Origin of the sequence: Pseudomonas matsuisoli, assembly GCF_014647635.1 — a bacterium.
Lineage (GTDB): Bacteria > Pseudomonadota > Gammaproteobacteria > Pseudomonadales > Pseudomonadaceae > Pseudomonas_P > Pseudomonas_P matsuisoli.
The window spans coordinates 389,657-406,142 of record NZ_BMPO01000003.1 but is presented as its reverse complement, the minus strand read 5'-3'; the positions used below and the strand labels follow the sequence as shown (position 1 = coordinate 406,142).

Annotated in this window: 16 protein-coding genes; 13 read left to right on the top strand and 3 right to left on the bottom strand. The window is 60.7% G+C overall.

Annotation, left to right across the window (positions count from 1 at the left end):
* Nucleotides 1-188 precede the first annotated feature (188 nt).
* From IEY47_RS08195 to IEY47_RS08180, 4 genes are all read left to right on the top strand, one after another.
* Nucleotides 189-722: a C40 family peptidase gene (locus IEY47_RS08195; RefSeq protein ID WP_188982717.1), complete on the top strand. Its 534-nt coding sequence runs from the start codon at nucleotides 189-191 to the stop codon at nucleotides 720-722.
* Between the two features lie 86 nt (nucleotides 723-808).
* On the top strand, nucleotides 809-1,471 hold the full coding sequence (locus IEY47_RS08190; protein ID WP_188982716.1) for an O-methyltransferase: 663 nt from the start codon (nucleotides 809-811) through the stop codon (nucleotides 1,469-1,471).
* Nucleotides 1,472-1,481: 10 nt separating this feature from the next.
* On the top strand, nucleotides 1,482-1,802 hold the full coding sequence (locus IEY47_RS08185) for a hypothetical protein (RefSeq protein WP_188982715.1): 321 nt from the start codon (nucleotides 1,482-1,484) through the stop codon (nucleotides 1,800-1,802).
* Between the two features lie 8 nt (nucleotides 1,803-1,810).
* The gene (locus tag IEY47_RS08180) at nucleotides 1,811-2,557 is read left to right on the top strand and encodes an SIR2 family NAD-dependent protein deacylase (protein WP_188982714.1); all 747 of its coding nucleotides are present in this window, start codon (nucleotides 1,811-1,813) and stop codon (nucleotides 2,555-2,557) included.
* An 11-nt stretch (nucleotides 2,558-2,568) separates the two neighbouring features.
* Here the strand turns inward: IEY47_RS08180 and IEY47_RS08175 are convergent, their stop codons facing one another.
* A complete protein-coding gene (locus tag IEY47_RS08175) occupies nucleotides 2,569-3,504 on the bottom strand; it encodes a hydroxymethylglutaryl-CoA lyase (RefSeq protein ID WP_188982713.1) in 936 nt (311 codons plus the stop codon).
* Entirely contained in the window at nucleotides 3,504-4,703 is a 1,200-nt protein-coding gene (locus IEY47_RS08170; protein WP_188982712.1) for a CaiB/BaiF CoA transferase family protein, read from the bottom strand. The genes IEY47_RS08175 and IEY47_RS08170 overlap by 1 nt, the downstream gene beginning before the upstream one ends.
* Nucleotides 4,704-4,850: 147 nt before the next feature.
* On the opposite strand from IEY47_RS08170, the gene IEY47_RS08165 reads away from it, so the two are divergent.
* Nucleotides 4,851-5,738 (top strand): LysR family transcriptional regulator, encoded by an 888-nt coding sequence (locus tag IEY47_RS08165; protein WP_188982711.1) that lies wholly within the window; start codon nucleotides 4,851-4,853, stop codon nucleotides 5,736-5,738.
* Between the two features lie 135 nt (nucleotides 5,739-5,873).
* Nucleotides 5,874-6,878 (top strand): DctP family TRAP transporter solute-binding subunit, encoded by a 1,005-nt coding sequence (locus IEY47_RS08160; protein ID WP_188982710.1) that lies wholly within the window; start codon nucleotides 5,874-5,876, stop codon nucleotides 6,876-6,878.
* Nucleotides 6,879-6,949: 71 nt separating this feature from the next.
* Here the strand turns inward: IEY47_RS08160 and IEY47_RS08155 are convergent, their stop codons facing one another.
* Nucleotides 6,950-7,120: a hypothetical protein gene (locus IEY47_RS08155; RefSeq protein WP_188982709.1), complete on the bottom strand. Its 171-nt coding sequence runs from the start codon at nucleotides 7,118-7,120 to the stop codon at nucleotides 6,950-6,952.
* 27 nt (nucleotides 7,121-7,147) lie between these two features.
* On the opposite strand from IEY47_RS08155, the gene IEY47_RS08150 reads away from it, so the two are divergent.
* The 7 genes from IEY47_RS08150 (at nucleotide 7,148) to aruG (ending at nucleotide 16,450) form a co-directional block, all read left to right on the top strand.
* Nucleotides 7,148-7,771 carry a TRAP transporter small permease gene (locus tag IEY47_RS08150; protein WP_188982708.1) on the top strand — a complete coding sequence of 208 codons (624 nt, stop codon included), beginning with the start codon at nucleotides 7,148-7,150 and terminating at the stop codon, nucleotides 7,769-7,771.
* A 1-nt stretch (nucleotide 7,772) separates the two neighbouring features.
* A complete protein-coding gene (gene dctM / locus IEY47_RS08145; protein ID WP_188982707.1) occupies nucleotides 7,773-9,056 on the top strand; it encodes a C4-dicarboxylate TRAP transporter large permease protein DctM in 1,284 nt (427 codons plus the stop codon).
* A gap of 471 nt (nucleotides 9,057-9,527) precedes the next feature.
* Nucleotides 9,528-11,483 carry an acetate--CoA ligase gene (gene acs, locus IEY47_RS08140; protein WP_188982706.1) on the top strand — a complete coding sequence of 652 codons (1,956 nt, stop codon included), beginning with the start codon at nucleotides 9,528-9,530 and terminating at the stop codon, nucleotides 11,481-11,483.
* A 369-nt stretch (nucleotides 11,484-11,852) separates the two neighbouring features.
* Nucleotides 11,853-12,830: a GlxA family transcriptional regulator gene (locus tag IEY47_RS08135; protein WP_188982705.1), complete on the top strand. Its 978-nt coding sequence runs from the start codon at nucleotides 11,853-11,855 to the stop codon at nucleotides 12,828-12,830.
* 204 nt (nucleotides 12,831-13,034) lie between these two features.
* A complete protein-coding gene (locus IEY47_RS08130) occupies nucleotides 13,035-14,255 on the top strand; it encodes an aspartate aminotransferase family protein (RefSeq protein ID WP_188982704.1) in 1,221 nt (406 codons plus the stop codon).
* Nucleotides 14,256-14,343: 88 nt separating this feature from the next.
* Complete coding sequence (aruF, locus tag IEY47_RS08125; RefSeq protein WP_188982703.1) at nucleotides 14,344-15,357, top strand: arginine/ornithine succinyltransferase subunit alpha; 1,014 nt, start codon at nucleotides 14,344-14,346, stop codon at nucleotides 15,355-15,357.
* A 67-nt stretch (nucleotides 15,358-15,424) separates the two neighbouring features.
* On the top strand, nucleotides 15,425-16,450 hold the full coding sequence (gene aruG, locus IEY47_RS08120) for an arginine N-succinyltransferase (protein WP_188982702.1): 1,026 nt from the start codon (nucleotides 15,425-15,427) through the stop codon (nucleotides 16,448-16,450).
* The last annotated feature ends 36 nt before the right edge of the window (nucleotides 16,451-16,486 follow it).

Here is a 16,486-nt window from a genome sequence, read left to right as displayed (position 1 = left end):
CGGCTTGGCCATGAAGCTGTTCGTATCCATCTGCCCTTCGACACTAGTGGCGTTTGGCTTGCATCCGTCTCCGGGCGCAGGCAGATTAAGCCGCAATTATTCGTCACAGCCTGCGACTGGACAGCTCTCGCCAGCGGTCTAAGGTGAAGGCATTACTTTTCATACGTTTAGCACGGATTCCTGCACCTATGTCTGCAATGGATCGCGCCATTTTTATGACCTTCGCAACGCTGCTGTTGGTCGGTTGCGCGGGTTCGCCGCCGCCCAAGCAACCTGAAATCGTCTATCAGACCCCGGTTATCCCACAGGCCCAGCGTTCGACGGACGACATCCTTTTTCGTGCGCTGGGATTGGTCGGTACACCTTATCGCTATGGTGGTAACACGCCAGACAGTGGCTTCGATTGCAGTGGCCTCATCGGTTACGTCTACCGCGATGTGATGGGCATCGTCCTGCCACGTTCAACGGGGGACATGATTAATCTTCGAGCGCCCTCCGTATCGCAGTCCGCCTTGCAGACGGGAGATCTGGTGTTCTTCGCGACGGGTGGCGGACGACGAGTAAGCCATGCCGGTATCTACGTGGGTGAGGGGCGCTTCGTGCATGCGCCCTCGAGTGGCGGGACTGTCCGCCTCGATTACCTGAGCAATACCTACTGGCAGAAGAGTTACTTGGCCGCCAAGCGGGTAGTGGACGATCGTTCGCTCGCCCGCAGCCCATAAACGCACGCTCCTAATGTTGCAAGGCCGTGCGAACGCGGCCGAACCTGCGAACTCTCAATACCGTATGGTTCGAAGGAAAACAGCTCATGACGACGCGATCCCTGTCGCTGGACGACGATCTTTACCGCTACCTGGTCGATGTCTCCTTGCGCGATTCACCACTGCTGAAACGCCTTCGAGACGAAACCGCAGCATTGCCGAAAGGGAATTGGCAGATCGCGCCCGAGCAGGGGCAATTCATGAGCTTGCTGATCCAACTGACCGGCGCGCGGCACCTGTTGGAAATCGGGACGTTCACTGGATACAGTGCGTTGTGCATGGCCAAGATGCTGCCGACCAACGGTTACCTGATCTGCTGCGACATGCCGGGGGATTATCACGATATCGCCCGTCGCTATTGGCGGGAGGCGGACGTCGACACCCGTATCGACCTACGTACCGGGCCGGCAATCGACACGCTGCAACAGTTGCTGGACGCGGGCCATGAAGAGCGCTTCGACTTGATGTTCATCGACGCCGACAAGGCTAACTACGCGGCCTATTACGAGATGGGGCTGCGTCTGGTTCGTCCAGGCGGTTTGCTTCTCTTCGACAACATGCTCTGGAGCGGCCGCGTGCTCGAGGCGGATTCGACCAGTGCTGATACCCAAGCCATTCGTGCCTTGAACCTGGCGTTGAAGCAGGACGAGCGGATCGACCTGTCGCTATTACCAATCGGCGATGGGCTCAGCCTGTGCCGTAAGCGGTGAGCAGCGCGCCTTGGTCGATGCCATTCGTCTTCCGCCCGTTCCGGATGCCTGCGAGCTATGCGCGCGCAAAGCGCCCCTGACCCGACATCATCTAATTCCCCGCGCGCTGCATGACAAAGGCTATGTGCAGCGGCGTTTCGACCATCGTGAGCGCATCACGGCTACGCTGTGGGTCTGCCGTCCCTGTCACGACAAGATTCACCGGCTGTTCAGCGAGAAGGAACTGGCATTGACCTATAACAGCCGCGAAGCCTTGCTGCTCGACGAGCGCCTCAGGACCTTCGTCGAATGGTTGGCGCGCAAGCCCGCCGGGTTCAACCCCAAACACTGAGGCATGGCATGAAGGACGACTTGGATACCGCGCTCGCGCACCTGACGGCGGCGCGTAACGTCGTGGTGTTAACCGGGGCGGGCGTCTCTGCGGAGAGCGGCATTCCAACGTTCCGCGAGGCGCTCACCGGCCTGTGGGCGCGCTATCGCCCAGAAGAACTTGCCAGTCCCGAGGCTTTTCAGGAAAACCCTCAGCGGGTTTGGGACTGGTACGCGTGGCGTCGGCAGCTTTGCCTGGACGTGGCGCCCAACGCAGCGCACCACGCGATCACGGCGCTGCAGGATCTTGTGCCGGAGCTGGTGCTCATCTCACAAAACGTCGACGGCCTGCATCAGCGGGCCGGCAGTGCGAACGTGCTGGAGCTGCACGGCAGTATCCATCGCATCCGCTGTTTTGCATGCGATCGACCGGGCGGTGATTGGCCTGATCCTGTAGGCGAGGTGCCGGTCTGCCGCTGTGGTGGACTTATGCGGCCCACGATCGTCTGGTTTGGCGAGTTGCTACCCGCGGACGTGCTCGCGCAGGCTGAGCAAGCGGCACTCGGCGCGGATGTCATGCTCAGCGTCGGTACATCGAGCCTGGTCTATCCAGCGGCCGACTTGCCTTACACTGCCAAACGCCAAGGAGCTTTTCTTATCGAGGTCAATCCGCAGCCTACACCCCTCAGTCCGATCGCCGACGTCTGCTTGCAAGGACTCGCCGGTACTTGGTTGCCGCGTATCGTCGAGGCGCTCTCGGCTCGGCGCGAGGCCTGAGCCGATCGGTGTCAGCCCGCGACCTCGGTCATCCACTTGGGTTTTGGATAGCGTCGATCTGACTTGCCGGCTTTGAGAATGGCGCTTGGCACATCATGGCCGATGAGCGCTGGGAGCAGACCGGACGCGTCGAGTAGGGCATCCAGGTCGACACCCGTTTCGAGCCCCATGCGCTGGAACATGTGCACGAGGTCTTCCGTACAGATATTGCCACTGGCGCCCGGCGCATAAGGGCATCCGCCGAGCCCCCCGAGCGAAGCGTCGAAGCGATCGATACCGGCATGCAGTGCGGCCACCGCATTAGCCAGGCCCATGCCGCGGGTGTTATGAAAGTGCGCCGTGAATACCGTGTCGGGCCAGCGTGAAAGCGCACCGGTGCTGATGCGGGCGACTTGCGCCGGGTCCGCCATGCCAGTGGTGTCGCACAAGGTGACACCCTGGACGCCGATGTCGATCAATCGCTGGATCAGTTGGTAGACCCGGTCTTCCGGGACCACGCCCTCGAAGGGGCAGCCGAAGGTCGTAGACAGCGACGCATTGATGAACACGTCGGTGCCCTGGGTCGCTGCGATGATCGTCTTGAACTGCTCAAGCGACGCGTCCGGCGTCATGCGCAGATTCGCCAAGCCGTGGGTATCGCTGGCGGACATGACCAGATTGATTTCGTCGACGCCACAGCCCAGCGCGCGCTCGCAGCCTTTGACGTTGGGTACCAACACCGTGTACTCGACGCCGGGCACGCGGCGGATGCCACGCATCACGTCTTCGGCGTCGCGCAAATTGGGAATGGCCTTGGGCGAGGTGAACGACGTCACTTCGATCTTCGCCAGCCCACTGGTGGACAGCCGGTCGATCAGCGCGATCTTGTCCTCGGTGGGAACAAAGGTTGATTCGATCTGGAAGCCGTCACGAGTCGCGACATCCTGAATATAAACGCGCTTTTCCATCAGATGATTCCTCGTTCGCGAAGGCCGTCGACTTGCTCAGGCGTCAAGCCCAAGCCGGACAGTACGTCCTCAGTGTGTTCGCCCAGTACCGGCCCGCCGGTGCCGATCCGCCCCGGCGTGCGGCTCAGTTTGGGAAGGACGCCAGGTACTTTCATCGCGCCGGCTTGCGTGGTGACCTGCTGGATCATCTCGCGGGCCAGATAGTGTGGGTCCTCCACGATATCAGCGGCGGTGTAGGGATATCCCGCAGGCACGCGGGCGCCCTTGAGGGCTTCGATGACCTCGTCGCGGCTGCGTTTCGAGGTCCATTCCGCGATGGCTGCGTCGATGAAATCCGCGTGCGCGGCGCGCCCGTCGTTGTGGGCGAAGCGCGGGTCTTCGCCGAGATCGTTGCGGTCGATCAGGTTCATCAGCCGTTTGTAGATACTGTCCCCGTTACCCGCGATCAACACGTAGGTGCCGTCGTTGCAGGGGTACGAATTGGACGGCGTGATGCCGGGCAGGGCGCTGCCCGCGGGCTCCCGAACGTGGCCGAACACGTCGTATTCGGGAATCAGGCTTTCCATCATCCCGAACACCGACTCATATAACGCGACGTCGATGACCTGGCCTTTTTCGCTCCGGCGGCGCTCTTCCAGCGCCAGCAGGATGCCAATCACCCCGTACAGCGACGATAGTGAATCACCGATGCTGATGCCGACGCGTACCGGCGGTTGTCCGGGATAACCAGACAGATGGCGAAGCCCGCCCATCGCTTCACCGATGACGCCGAACCCCGGGAGGTCGCGATAAGGGCCTGTCTGGCCATAGCCCGAAATGCGCAACATGATCAGCTTGGGATTGAGCACGGCCAGGGTCTCAGGGCTCATGCCCCAGCTCTCCAAGGTGCCGGGCCGGAAGTTCTCTACCAGGATGTCCGCTTCGGCAATCAGCGAACGCGCCAAGTCCTGGCCTTCGGAGGATTTGAGGTCGAGCGTGACCGAGCGTTTGTTGCGTGACTGGACGTGCCACCACAGCGAGGTGCCGTCCTTGATCTTGCGCCATTTGCGCAGCGGATCGCCGACGCCTGGTGGCTCGATCTTGATCACATCGGCGCCGAATTCGCCCAGCAACTTGCTGGCGAACGGCCCCGCGATCAATTGCCCCATTTCCACGACCTTCAGGCCTTGAAGGGGCAGCGATGCAGTGTCGTGAGTCATGTTCGGTCTCCGCATTCAGATGCCGGAAAGCATGGCTTAGCCCCCGGCGCCTGCCAATCTCTCAATCGTCAAGCGTGCCTTCGCCGCTCGCGAAGGCATGGGCCGGGTGATAGGCTGCACGGCCAAGTGATGGCAGGAGAACGTCCGGTGAAGCGCGTCGACTTCGTAACGTTAAGAGTATTCGTGGCCGTGGCGGACGAACTCAGCCTGACACGCGCTGCGGAGCGGGAGCACCTGGCGTTGGCCGCAGTGAGCAAGCGCATCAGCGATCTGGAGGCGCAAATCGGCAGTGCATTGTTGTACCGCCAACACAAAGGCGTGTCGCTGACACCCGCCGGACATGCACTGCTTCACCATTCACGAAACGTACTCGACAACCTCCAACAAATGCAGGCGGACCTCAGCGAGTTCAGTGAAGGCGTTAAGGGGCACGTACGCATTCATGCGAATACGTCGGCCATCATCGAATTTCTTCCTGAAGACCTTAGTGCCTTTTCGCAGATGCATCCGGAAATCAAGATCGATCTTGAGGAACGGGTCAGCAGCGAAATCATCCGCGCGGTGCGCGAAGGGCTGACCGACATTGGCGTGTACGCGGGGCATGTCACGACAGATGGCGTGCAAACGTTTCCCTACCGCTGGGACCGCCTGGTGTTGGTGACGCCGCGCGGGCACGCGTTGGCCCAGCATGGGCAGGTCAGGCTGCGGGACGCGATGGGCTACGACTTTATCGGCTTGCAGCAGGACGCATCGCTGCACAGCCTGATCCAGCATTCCGCGCACAACCTGGGCGTTTCGCTCAGGCTGCGCATTCAAGTCCGAAGCTTCGAGGCGATTTGCCGGATGATCCATACCGGGATGGGGTTGGGCATTCTTCCCGATCGCGCCGTGCGGACCTATCTGCCCACCATGGATGTGGTGGCGATTCCTATCGACGAGCCTTGGGCCGAACGCGAGTTGCGCTTGTGCGTGCGCAGTTACGAGACGCTGCCGGTGATTGCGCGGCAAATGGTCGACCATCTCGTACAGCGTTAAGCGGCTCGAGTGCGCCGGGATGCGCCGGCTGGATGCTTCGTGATCCGCGAAGACCGGATTGGTGAATGAAGAATGTCCGTTCCAAACGGGCAGGAGTAGGGTGCCGGGTCATAACAACAAGCACGGAGTATTTCCATGGCCCGTTCAACCTTGAGCGTTCTTTCGCGCCTGGCGGTCGCCACTGCGCTTTCCATTGGCATGGCCCAGGCCTTTGCCGATCCCATCCTCATCAAGTTCTCGCACATCACCGCTGACAGCACGCCCAAGGGGCAGGGCGCATTGATGTTCAAACGTCTGGCAGAAGAGCGTTTACCGGGCAAGGTCGAGGTTCAGGTGTTCTCCAACTCGTCGCTTTTCGGCGACGGCAAGGAGATGGAAGCATTGCTGATGAACGAGGTGCAAATGCTCGCGCCAGCACCGTCCAAGCTGGAGCAGTACACCAAGCAGCTGCAACTGTTCGATCTGATGTTCCTGTTCGACGATGTCGCAGCCGCGCAGCGTTTCCAGAACTCGGAAAAGGGTAAATCGCTGCTGAAGTCGATGGAGCCGAAGGGCATCACGGGTCTGGCGTATTGGCTCAATGGCATGCGTCAGCTGACAGCGAACAAGGCCCTGGTCGAGCCGAAGGACGCGCGCGGTCTCAAGTTCCGTGTGCAGCCATCCGACTTGCAAGCGGCGCAGTACAGCGAATTGCGTGCAGTCCCGCGTAAAATGGCGTTCGCCGAGATCTATCAAGGGCTGCAGACCGGAGTGGTCAATGCGCAAGACAACCCTTGGTCCAACATCTATAGCCAGAAATACTTTGAAGTGCAGAAGTACATGATCGAGTCCAATCATGGCATTGGTAACTATGTGCTGATCACCAACACTAAGTTCTGGAATGGTCTGCCGACTGACGTACGCAGCGAGCTGGAGAAGGTCGTCGACGAGGTTACCGTCGAGGTCAATCGTCAGGCCGAGGCCCTCAACGAGGAAGCGCGTAAGCACATCGTCGAAAGCGGCCGGAATGAATTTGTTACCTTGACGCCTGAGCAGCGGGAGGCCTGGCGAGAAGCCGTTCGCCCTGCGTGGAAAGCCTTCGAAAAAGATATCGGCCCGGAGCTGATCGAGGCAGCGCAGGCCGCAAACAGCGGGCGTTGATCGACGAGTCAGCGGCGATGGGCCCCGATACGGATACGTGTCCGGGGCCCTTAGCGTTGCTTATGCGATGCTCAGTTTCCGTCGGCACGAAGATGGCGTTTGCCATTTACGAATGCCCGTCCGATGGCGGTCTGGGTTAGGGTCTCGACCGTCGCCGGTATGCCGCTTGCCGGTTCGCGCCGGACGATCTGCTCGCCCGGCCTGATCGCATTCGAGTCCTTCTCGATCTCGAGATTGAACAACAATAAGTACTCATCGGAGATCCGCCCATGAACGCTCTTCGGCGCTTCTGGGACTGCTTCGAGGAAGCGTTTATCGCATTCCTCCTGGCGGCCATGACCCTCATCACGTTCGTCTACGTGATGCTTAACAACCTCTACACCGTGTTCTATTCGCTGGGTGATTCATTCGAAGGCGCCAGTGATTTCTTCTATGCGATCGGCGATTTCATCCTCGATCACGCCCAGGCCATGACCTGGAGCAGCGCGATGACCAAGGCGCTGTTTGCCTGGCTCATTTTTTTCGGGATTTCCTACGGCGTGCGCACCGGCGGGCACATTGGCGTGGATGCGCTGGTGAAGCTTGCGCCGCGCCATGTGCAGAAGATCATTTCGGTGCTCGCCGTGCTCTGCTGCCTCGGTTACGCCGGGCTGCTCAGTGTGGCCAGCTTCGACTGGATGAAAGTGCTGTTCAATGCCGGCATCGGCGCCGAAGACCTCGGCCATTTCGGTATCCAGCAATGGCACATCGGGATGATCGTGCCGATCGGTTTCGCGTTGGCATTCATTCGCTTCTTCGAAATCCTCGTACGCATCCTGCGTGACCAGCAAACGGGACTCGGCCTGGCCGACGAAGCCGCTGATGCCCTGAAACTTGCGGACGAGGACAAGTGACATGACCATTGCCTTCCTCTTTGCGGTGCTTTTCGCGCTGATGCTGATCGGTGTGCCCATTGCCGTATCCCTCGGGTTGGCGGGCTCGCTGACCATCATGTTGTTCAGCCAGGACTCGGTCCGTTCGCTGGCCATCAAGCTGTTCGAAACGTCCGAGCACTACACGCTATTGGCGATTCCGTTCTTCCTCGTGGCCGGGGCGTTCATGACCACCGGGGGTGTGGCCCGTCGCTTGATCGACTTCGCCAATGCCACGGTCGGCCACATTCGCGGTGGTTTGGCCATTGGTGCGGTGCTGGCGTGCATGCTGTTCGCGGCCCTGTCGGGTTCGTCGCCTGCCACGGTAGCCGCCGTGGGTTCGATCGCCATTGCCGGGATGGTCCGTTCGGGCTATCCGCAAGCCTTCGGCGCTGGCATCGTCTGTAACGCCGGCACGCTGGGCATCCTCATTCCGCCGTCGATCGTGATGGTGGTCTACGCTGCGGCCACCGAGCAGTCGGTGGGCAAGCTGTTCATGGCCGGCGTAGTCCCAGGCATCCTGCTTGGCGTGGTGCTGATGGTCGCGATCTATATCGTCGCCGTGAAAAAGAACCTGCCCGCACTGCCTCGCGCAACGGTGCGTGAATGGCTGACCGCTGCACGCAAGGCCGTCTGGGGTCTGCTGCTGATGGTAATCATCCTCGGCGGCATCTACTCCGGGATGTTCACCCCGACCGAGGCGGCTGCCGTGGCGGCGGTGTATTCGGCCTTCATCGCCCTGTTTGTCTACAAGGACATGCGCATCCGGGATTGCCCGAAAGTGCTGATCGAGTCAGGCAAGCTGTCGATCATGCTGATGTTCATCATCGCCAACGCGATGCTGTTCGCTCACGTGCTGACCACCGAGCAGCTGCCGCAACAGATCACAGCCATGGTGCTCGAAGCGGGCCTGCAACCCTGGATGTTCCTCTTGGTGGTGAACATCGTGCTGCTGATCGCGGGTGCGTTCATGGAGCCGTCTGCGGTGATCCTGATCCTCGCGCCGATCCTGTTCCCGATCGCCATGGAGCTGGGCATCGATCCGATCCACCTGGGCATCATCATGGTGGTGAACATGGAGATCGGCCTGATCACGCCACCGGTGGGGTTGAACCTGTTCGTGACCTCGGCGGTGACGGGCATGCCGGTGACGTCGGTCATCCGCGCAGCCATGCCGTGGTTGATGCTGCTGCTGTCGTTCCTGGTGCTCATCACCTACGTGCCATGGATTTCGATGGCGCTGCCGAATTGGTTGGGCATGCCGTAACGGCGGTTCGTTTTGAAAGAACCCGGCCTCGCGCCGGGTTTTTTCTTCCATGCGCGGAAATGCGCCCTGCCTACGTGCGGCTTCGAATCGCGTTTTATCCCTGACGCGGGTGTGACTGGTGCATCACAGGCGGCTAAAGCCGCCCCTACATTGATGCGAGGTTGCCGTTGCCGCTCAAGCGTGGCTCAAACCCTGTAGGGGCGACTTTAGTCGCCCGCGGTTTCAGGGGCGCTGGCCCAGCTAGCCTGCCTATCGTTTTTGCCTGTTCTGTTGTTATCGCCCACAAGCTGATCCAGTCCGGTGGCTCCTGCACGAGCCCTACGCCTTTTAGGAGCCCATTTATAGGCGATCAGCTTTTTGGGCAATTGTCCTATCTTCTGCCCACCGCTACGACAATGGTCGTATGGTCCTCGATTGTCGCGAAGGGCTAAAAACACCGCATACAAAAACAACTATGACGAGGTGTTAGCCATGAGCGCTGCTTCCCTGTATCCGGTCAGCCCTGAGACGTCCGCGAATACGCTGACCGACGAAGCGACCTACAAGGCGATGTACCAGCAATCGGTGATCAACCCCGACGGCTTCTGGCGCGAGCAAGCGCAACGCCTCGACTGGATCAAGCCGTTCACCAAGGTGAAGCAGACCTCGTTCGACGACCATCACGTCGATATCAAATGGTTCGCTGACGGTACCCTCAACGTTTCCTCTAACTGCCTGGACCGCCACCTCGAAGAGCGTGGCGATCAGGTTGCGATCATTTGGGAAGGCGACGACCCAGCCGATAGCAGGAACATCACCTACCGCGAACTACATGAGCAGGTGTGCAAATTCGCCAATGCCTTGCGCGGGCAGGATGTACATCGTGGCGACGTGGTGACCATCTACATGCCGATGATCCCGGAAGCGGTGGTCGCCATGCTGGCCTGCGCACGCATTGGCGCGATTCATTCCGTGGTCTTCGGCGGGTTTTCCCCCGAGGCGTTGGCTGGGCGCATCATCGATTGCCAGTCCAAGGTCGTCATCACGGCGGACGAAGGCTTACGCGGCGGCAAGAAGATTCCGCTCAAGGCGAACGTCGACGACGCCCTGACCAACCCCGAGACGCGTAGCATCCAGAAAGTCATCGTGGTCAAACGCACGGGATCGGACATCAAATGGAACCAGCATCGCGATATCTGGTTTGAGGAATTGATGCGTGTCGCCGGTAGCGTGTGCGCGCCGAAGGAAATGGGCGCGGAAGAAGCGCTCTTCATCTTGTATACCTCGGGCTCGACCGGTAAACCGAAAGGCGTATTGCACACCACGGGCGGGTATTTGCTGTACGCCGCGTTGACGCACGAACGTGCGTTCGACTACAAGCCGGGCGAGGTCTATTGGTGCACGGCGGATGTCGGCTGGGTGACGGGTCACAGTTACATCGTCTACGGGCCACTCGCCAACGGTGCGACAACGCTGCTGTTCGAAGGCGTACCGAACTACCCGGATGTCACTCGGGTGTCGAAGATCGTGGACAAGCACAAGGTCAACATCCTCTATACAGCGCCGACAGCGATCCGCGCGATGATGGCGCAGGGCACTGCCGCGGTCGACGGTGCCGATGGCTCGAGCCTGCGGCTGCTGGGATCGGTCGGCGAGCCGATCAATCCTGAAGCGTGGAGTTGGTACTACGAGAAGGTTGGACAATCTCGTTGCCCGGTCATCGACACCTGGTGGCAGACGGAGACGGGTGGATTCATGATCACGCCGCTGCCCGGCGCCACTGCGCTCAAACCGGGTTCGGCCACCCGGCCGTTCTTCGGCGTGCAACCTGCGTTGGTCGACAACCTGGGCAACATCATCGATGGTGCTGCCGAAGGCAACTTGGTCATCGTCGATTCCTGGCCGGGACAGGCGCGAACCCTGTTCGGGGACCATGATCGCTTCGTCGATACCTACTTCAAAACGTTCCGTGGCATGTACTTCACGGGTGACGGCGCGCGCCGGGATGAAGACGGCTACTACTGGATCACCGGACGTGTGGACGACGTGCTGAACGTCTCCGGCCACCGCATGGGCACCGCCGAGATCGAAAGCGCCATGGTCGCCCATAGCAAGGTCGCGGAAGCCGCGGTGGTGGGCATACCGCACGATTTGAAAGGGCAGGGCATCTACGTCTACGTGACACTCAACAGTGGTGAAGAGCCGAGCGAACAACTTCGCCAGGAGTTGAAAGCGTGGGTGCGCCGCGAGATCGGTCCGATCGCGGTGCCCGATGTGATTCAGTGGGCACCTGGCCTTCCCAAGACGCGCTCTGGAAAAATTATGCGGCGCATCCTGCGCAAGATCGCGACGGCCGAATACGACTCGCTCGGTGACATCTCCACACTGGCCGATCCCGGTGTTGTGCAGCACTTGATCGATACCCATCGAGGAATACAGGCCGCCTGACCGCAGGCCGCCTGACCGGTAGACCCTCTTTCAGAGGCAGGAGCGGACCGCCGCCTCGGTTCGTTCCTGCGTTTGGAAGCCCGCACACGGTGGCGCAATCCTTGCCGCGTAGTCGCCGCAGCGGTGTTTCGTGCCGATCAGCCGTCACACCTCGAGCCGTATTCTTCCCAATCGCGCATTCATTTGCATTTGAACAGTAGAATGCCGACCGCTTTCTCGCAGTACCTCGCCTTATTGCAGAGACTGTGAGCTTCTCGATATCCAGACCCCGATGCAGTATCTTCTGCGGCCCTTCGCCGGATCGTGCATCATGGCCTCGTTCACGTTCCATTGACGCATGTCTCTACCGATAAGAGTCTTCCCGCAGGCATGACCGCCCACCGAATTGGATTTCTTCTTTGGCCTTGTGTCCGGCCGACCACCCTGGCTCTGGCGCATGAGGTGTTGGCCACCGCATCCCGGTCTCACCCCGAGGCCGCTTACGAGCCGGTATTCATGCACGTGGATGCCGAAGCCGCGACCCATGGCTGGCAATTTCCGGGACGCTCATGGACTGCGGATTTCGCGAGCGTTCAACGTTTGTTCGTCTTGGCGGACAGTCCAGGCGCCTCGGTGTCGCCCGCGCTGGCATCGGCGCTGCGTAATTTTTCCCGAAACGGCGTGCTGGCCGGTATCTCTGCAGGGGTGTATCCACTCGCCCAGTTGGGCCTTCTCGATGGTTATCGGGCTGCCGTGCACTGGCGCTGGCAGGACGACTTCAGCGAACGCTTTCCACGGGTCATCGGCACGAGTCACCTGTTCGAATGGGACCGAGATCGACTGAGCAGCAGCGGTGGGCTTGCGGTGGTCGATCTGATGCTGGCGTTGCTGACCCGTGACCACGGCACGGATGTAGCGGGTGCGGTGAGTGAAGAGCTCGTGGTGGAGCGCATCCGCGAGGGTAGCGAGCGCCAGCGCATTCCACTGCAAAATCGGTTGGGTTCCAGTCATCCGAAACTGACCCAGGCTGTCGTCCTTATGGAGGCGAACATCGAGGAGCCGCTGACGACTGATGAGATCGCGCAACATGTCTGCGTGTCGCGAAGGCAGTTGGAGCGCATCTTCAAGCAGTTCCTAAATCGGGTTCCCAGCCAGTACTACCTGGAATTGCGGTTGAACAAGGCGCGGCAGCTGTTGATCCAGACCAGCAAGTCCATCATCCAGATTGGCCTGTCCTGCGGGTTTTCGTCAGGCCCTCACTTTTCCAGCGCGTATCGAAACTTCTTCGGTGTAACGCCCCGCGAGGATCGCAACCTGCGGCGCGCCGGAGCGTTACAGGACGCGCCGGTGGCACCTGTTGAGCGCTGAAGTATCGCTTTGCGCGAGAATTTTCCACGGAGGCTGCTCGCACCGCGTGACAATGTTTAAACTGCGCGCTCGCCCGCTTTGCGGCGCGCAGTGGTGGATCGATGTGCAGCACGCCGCCGTTCCGGGCCGACCCAGGGCGATGCCGTAAATAACCGCAGATCGCTGAATCCAATAGAGACCCTTTAACCGGCAGGAGACAATTCGATGTCCGCTCCCCATGCGCAGGTGCAACGCGCTGATTTCGATCAGGTCATGTTCCCGAACTACGCCCCCGCGACCTTCATTCCGGTCCGCGCCGAGGGTGCACGCGTTTGGGATCAGGCAGGGCGAGAATTCATCGACCTGACCAGCGGCATCGCCGTGAATTCGTTGGGGCACTGCCACCCAGCCCTCGTCGAAGCGCTCACTGAGCAGGCCGGCAAGCTTTGGCACGTATCGAACGTGTTCACCAACGAGCCGGCCCTGCGCCTGGCGAAGCAGTTGGTGGACGCCACGTTCGCCGAGCGAGCGTTTTTCTGTAATTCCGGGGCAGAAGCCAACGAAGCTGCGCTGAAGCTGGCGCGCCGGGTAGCGCACGACCGTTTCGGTCCAGAAAAATACGAGATCGTCGCTGCCTTCAATAGCTTCCACGGGCGAACACTGTTCACGGTCAACGTGGGCGGGCAGGCAAAATATTCGGACGGATTCGGTCCGAAGATCGAGGGCATTACCCACGTCCCGTACAACGATCTTGCCGCGCTGGAGGCCGTTGTCAATGAGCGCACCTGTGCCGTGATTCTGGAGCCCATTCAAGGCGAGGGCGGCATTCTTCCTGCCGCCAAGGCTTATCTCGAAGGTGCGCGCGCACTGTGCGATCGCCATGATGCGCTGTTGATCTTCGACGAGGTACAGAGCGGCATGGGGCGCACTGGCGAGCTCTTCGCCTACATGAATTACGGCGTGGTGCCGGATGTGCTTTCGAGCGCGAAAGGGTTAGGCGGCGGCTTCCCCATTGGCGCCATTCTCACGACCGAAGCCCTCGCCAAGCATTTTTCTGTCGGCGTGCATGGCACCACCTTCGGTGGCAACCCATTGGCGTGCGCGGTCGCAAGCGCGGTGCTGGATGTCGTGACGTCGCCTGAAACGCTCTCTGGCGTTCGGGAGCGGCACGCGCGCCTGAAGGAGCGGCTTGAAGCGCTGGGCGCGAAATATGGGCTGTTCAGCCAGGTCCGCGGTATGGGGCTGTTGCTCGGGGCGGTGTTGAACGATGAGTGGAAAGGCAAGGCACGCGATGTGCTGCTGGCCGCTGAAGCCCATGGACTGATGGTGCTACAAGCGGGGCCAGACGTCGTACGCTTCGCGCCGAGCCTCGTCATCCATGGCGCCGATCTAGACGAAGGACTGGACCGTTTCGAGCGCGCCCTGGCGAGTCTTGTCCAGGCATGACTGAGCACGAGGCACCGCGCGGCGCCTCGACGTAATTTTCCTAACGGCGCGTCGTCCGCGCGCCGAATGCCATCGAGGAATCCGACCGATGCTGCTCCTGCGTCCCGCCCGAATGTCCGACTTGGCCGAAGTCCAGCGTCTGGCATCCGAAAGCCCGCTTGGCGTGACGTCGCTGCCGAACGACGCGGGGCGTTTGCGGGACAAGATCGTGGCATCTGAGGCCTCTTTTGGCGCCGAGGTCAGCTTCAATGGCGAGGAAAGCTACTTCTTCGTGCTGGAAGAGACGGACAGCGGTCAACTGGCTGGCTGTTCCGGCATCATCGCGTCGGCGGGCTATTCCGAGCCGTTCTACAGTTTTCGTAACGAGACCTTCGTCCACAATTCCCGTCAGCTGAACATTCAGAACAAGATCCACGTCCTGTCGCTTTGCCACGATCTGACAGGCAATAGCCTGCTCACCAGCTTTCACGTAGATCACGGGCTGGCCGGCGCTGCAGGCGCGGAGCTCAATTCCCGTGGCCGCCTGCTGTTCATGGCTGACCACCCCGAGCGCTTCGCCGATGCGGTGGTCGTGGAGATCATCGGACAAAGCGATGAGCAGGGGCAGTCGCCGTTCTGGAACGCCGTGGGCCGGAATTTCTTCGACATGAGCTATGCCGAAGCCGAGCGACTGGGTGGAATGCGTAGCCGCGCCTATCTCGCCGAGCTCATGCCGCACTATCCCATCTATGTACCGCTTCTGTCGGACGAGGCACAGGATGCGATGGGGCTCGTGCACCCGCGAGCGCAAGTGAGCTTCGATATCCTCATGCGCGAGGGCTTCGAGACCGACCATTACATCGACATTTTCGACGGTGGGCCCACTGTGCATGCGCGGGTCTCGGGTATTCGGTCGATAGCCCATAGCCATGAGGTTGCCTTCGCCGTGGGCAAGACGAGTGGCGAACGCGCTTTCTTGATCGCGAACGGTCGGTTGCAGGATTTTCGCGCAACGATTGCGACCCTCGATTGGATGCCGGGCGCGCCGCTGGTCATGCCCGCCGATGTGGCCGAGCTGCTCGAGTTGCGCACGGGCGAGTCGGTCCGTCTGGTCAGCGTATGAGCCGATTACCGATGAACAATGAGGGGCCTCTGCTGTGGCCTCCATTCGAGATGTCCTGGAGAAAGCTATGATCGTTCGCCCCGTCACGGCTGCGGATCTTCCTGCGTTGATCGATCTTGCCTGTAGCACCGGTGCTGGCCTGACGACCTTACCCGCCAACGAGGCACGCCTGGCGCAACGGGTGGAATGGGCGGAGAAAAGCTTTCGGGGCGAAGCCGAACAGGGCGATGCAGACTATCTGTTCGTCATGGAGGACGACCATGAAAGTGTGGTCGGTATCTCCGCAATCGCCGCGGCTGTCGGTCTCAGAGAGCCCTGGTACAACTACCGGATGGGCCTGACGGTCAGCGGTTCGCGCGAGCTGAACATTCACAAGCGTATTCCGACGCTTTTTCTGGCCAACGACCTGACGGGCAACAGCGAGCTGTGCTCATTGTTCTTGCACGCCGATCACCGGACGGGATGGAACGGGCGGTTACTGTCGAAAGCGCGAATGCTGTTCATGGCGGAATTCCGTGAACTGTTTGCCAGCAAGGTCATTGCGGAAATGCGAGGTGTCTCGGACGCGGAAGGGCAATCTCCGTTCTGGGATTGCCTTGGGCGGCACTTCTTCAAGATGGCATTCACTCAGGCGGACTATCTGACTGGGGTCGGCAACAAGGCCATCGTCGCCGAGCTGATGCCCAAATTCCCGCTGTACACGTGCTTTCTTTCCGAGGCGGCGCGGGAGGTGATCGGCAAAGTCCATCCAGACACCGAGCCGGCATTGGCCATGCTGAAGTCTGAAGGGTTCACCTATCAGGGGTATGTGGATATTTTCGACGCGGGCCCGGCCATCGAATGCGAGACCGCGAAGGTTCGTGCGGTCGCTGCGAGCCAGCGGCTGGTGCTTGCGATCGGCACACCCGGTGACGATGCGCCGCCGTTCCTCATTCACAACCGCAAGCGTAGTACGTGTCGGATCACGTCAGCTCCTGCTCGACTGGCCGCCGGTACGTTGGTGGTCGATCCCGCCACGGCCCGCCGTTTGCGCCTGAGTGCCGGTGCGCTGGTGCGCGCCGTCCCGGTTTTCGCCGAACCCTCGCCAGGCTGAGGTCCGTTCGATGTGGCTGCGTCCGAATGTGCATCA

Bases quoted from the DNA above. Each gene is read 5' to 3' on its own strand.
- IEY47_RS08195 (WP_188982717.1), top strand. From the start codon at position 189: ATGTCTGCAATGGATCGCGCCATTTTTATGACCTTCGCAACGCTGCTG.
- IEY47_RS08190 (WP_188982716.1), top strand. From the start codon at position 809: ATGACGACGCGATCCCTGTCGCTGGACGACGATCTTTACCGCTACCTG.
- IEY47_RS08180 (WP_188982714.1), top strand. From the start codon at position 1,811: ATGAAGGACGACTTGGATACCGCGCTCGCGCACCTGACGGCGGCGCGT.
- IEY47_RS08175 (WP_188982713.1), bottom strand. From the start codon at position 3,504: ATGGAAAAGCGCGTTTATATTCAGGATGTCGCGACTCGTGACGGCTTC.
- IEY47_RS08170 (WP_188982712.1), bottom strand. From the start codon at position 4,703: ATGACTCACGACACTGCATCGCTGCCCCTTCAAGGCCTGAAGGTCGTG.
- IEY47_RS08160 (WP_188982710.1), top strand. From the start codon at position 5,874: ATGGCCCGTTCAACCTTGAGCGTTCTTTCGCGCCTGGCGGTCGCCACT.
- IEY47_RS08150 (WP_188982708.1), top strand. From the start codon at position 7,148: ATGAACGCTCTTCGGCGCTTCTGGGACTGCTTCGAGGAAGCGTTTATC.
- dctM (WP_188982707.1), top strand. From the start codon at position 7,773: ATGACCATTGCCTTCCTCTTTGCGGTGCTTTTCGCGCTGATGCTGATC.
- acs (WP_188982706.1), top strand. From the start codon at position 9,528: ATGAGCGCTGCTTCCCTGTATCCGGTCAGCCCTGAGACGTCCGCGAAT.
- IEY47_RS08135 (WP_188982705.1), top strand. From the start codon at position 11,853: ATGACCGCCCACCGAATTGGATTTCTTCTTTGGCCTTGTGTCCGGCCG.
- IEY47_RS08130 (WP_188982704.1), top strand. From the start codon at position 13,035: ATGTCCGCTCCCCATGCGCAGGTGCAACGCGCTGATTTCGATCAGGTC.
- aruF (WP_188982703.1), top strand. From the start codon at position 14,344: ATGCTGCTCCTGCGTCCCGCCCGAATGTCCGACTTGGCCGAAGTCCAG.
- aruG (WP_188982702.1), top strand. From the start codon at position 15,425: ATGATCGTTCGCCCCGTCACGGCTGCGGATCTTCCTGCGTTGATCGAT.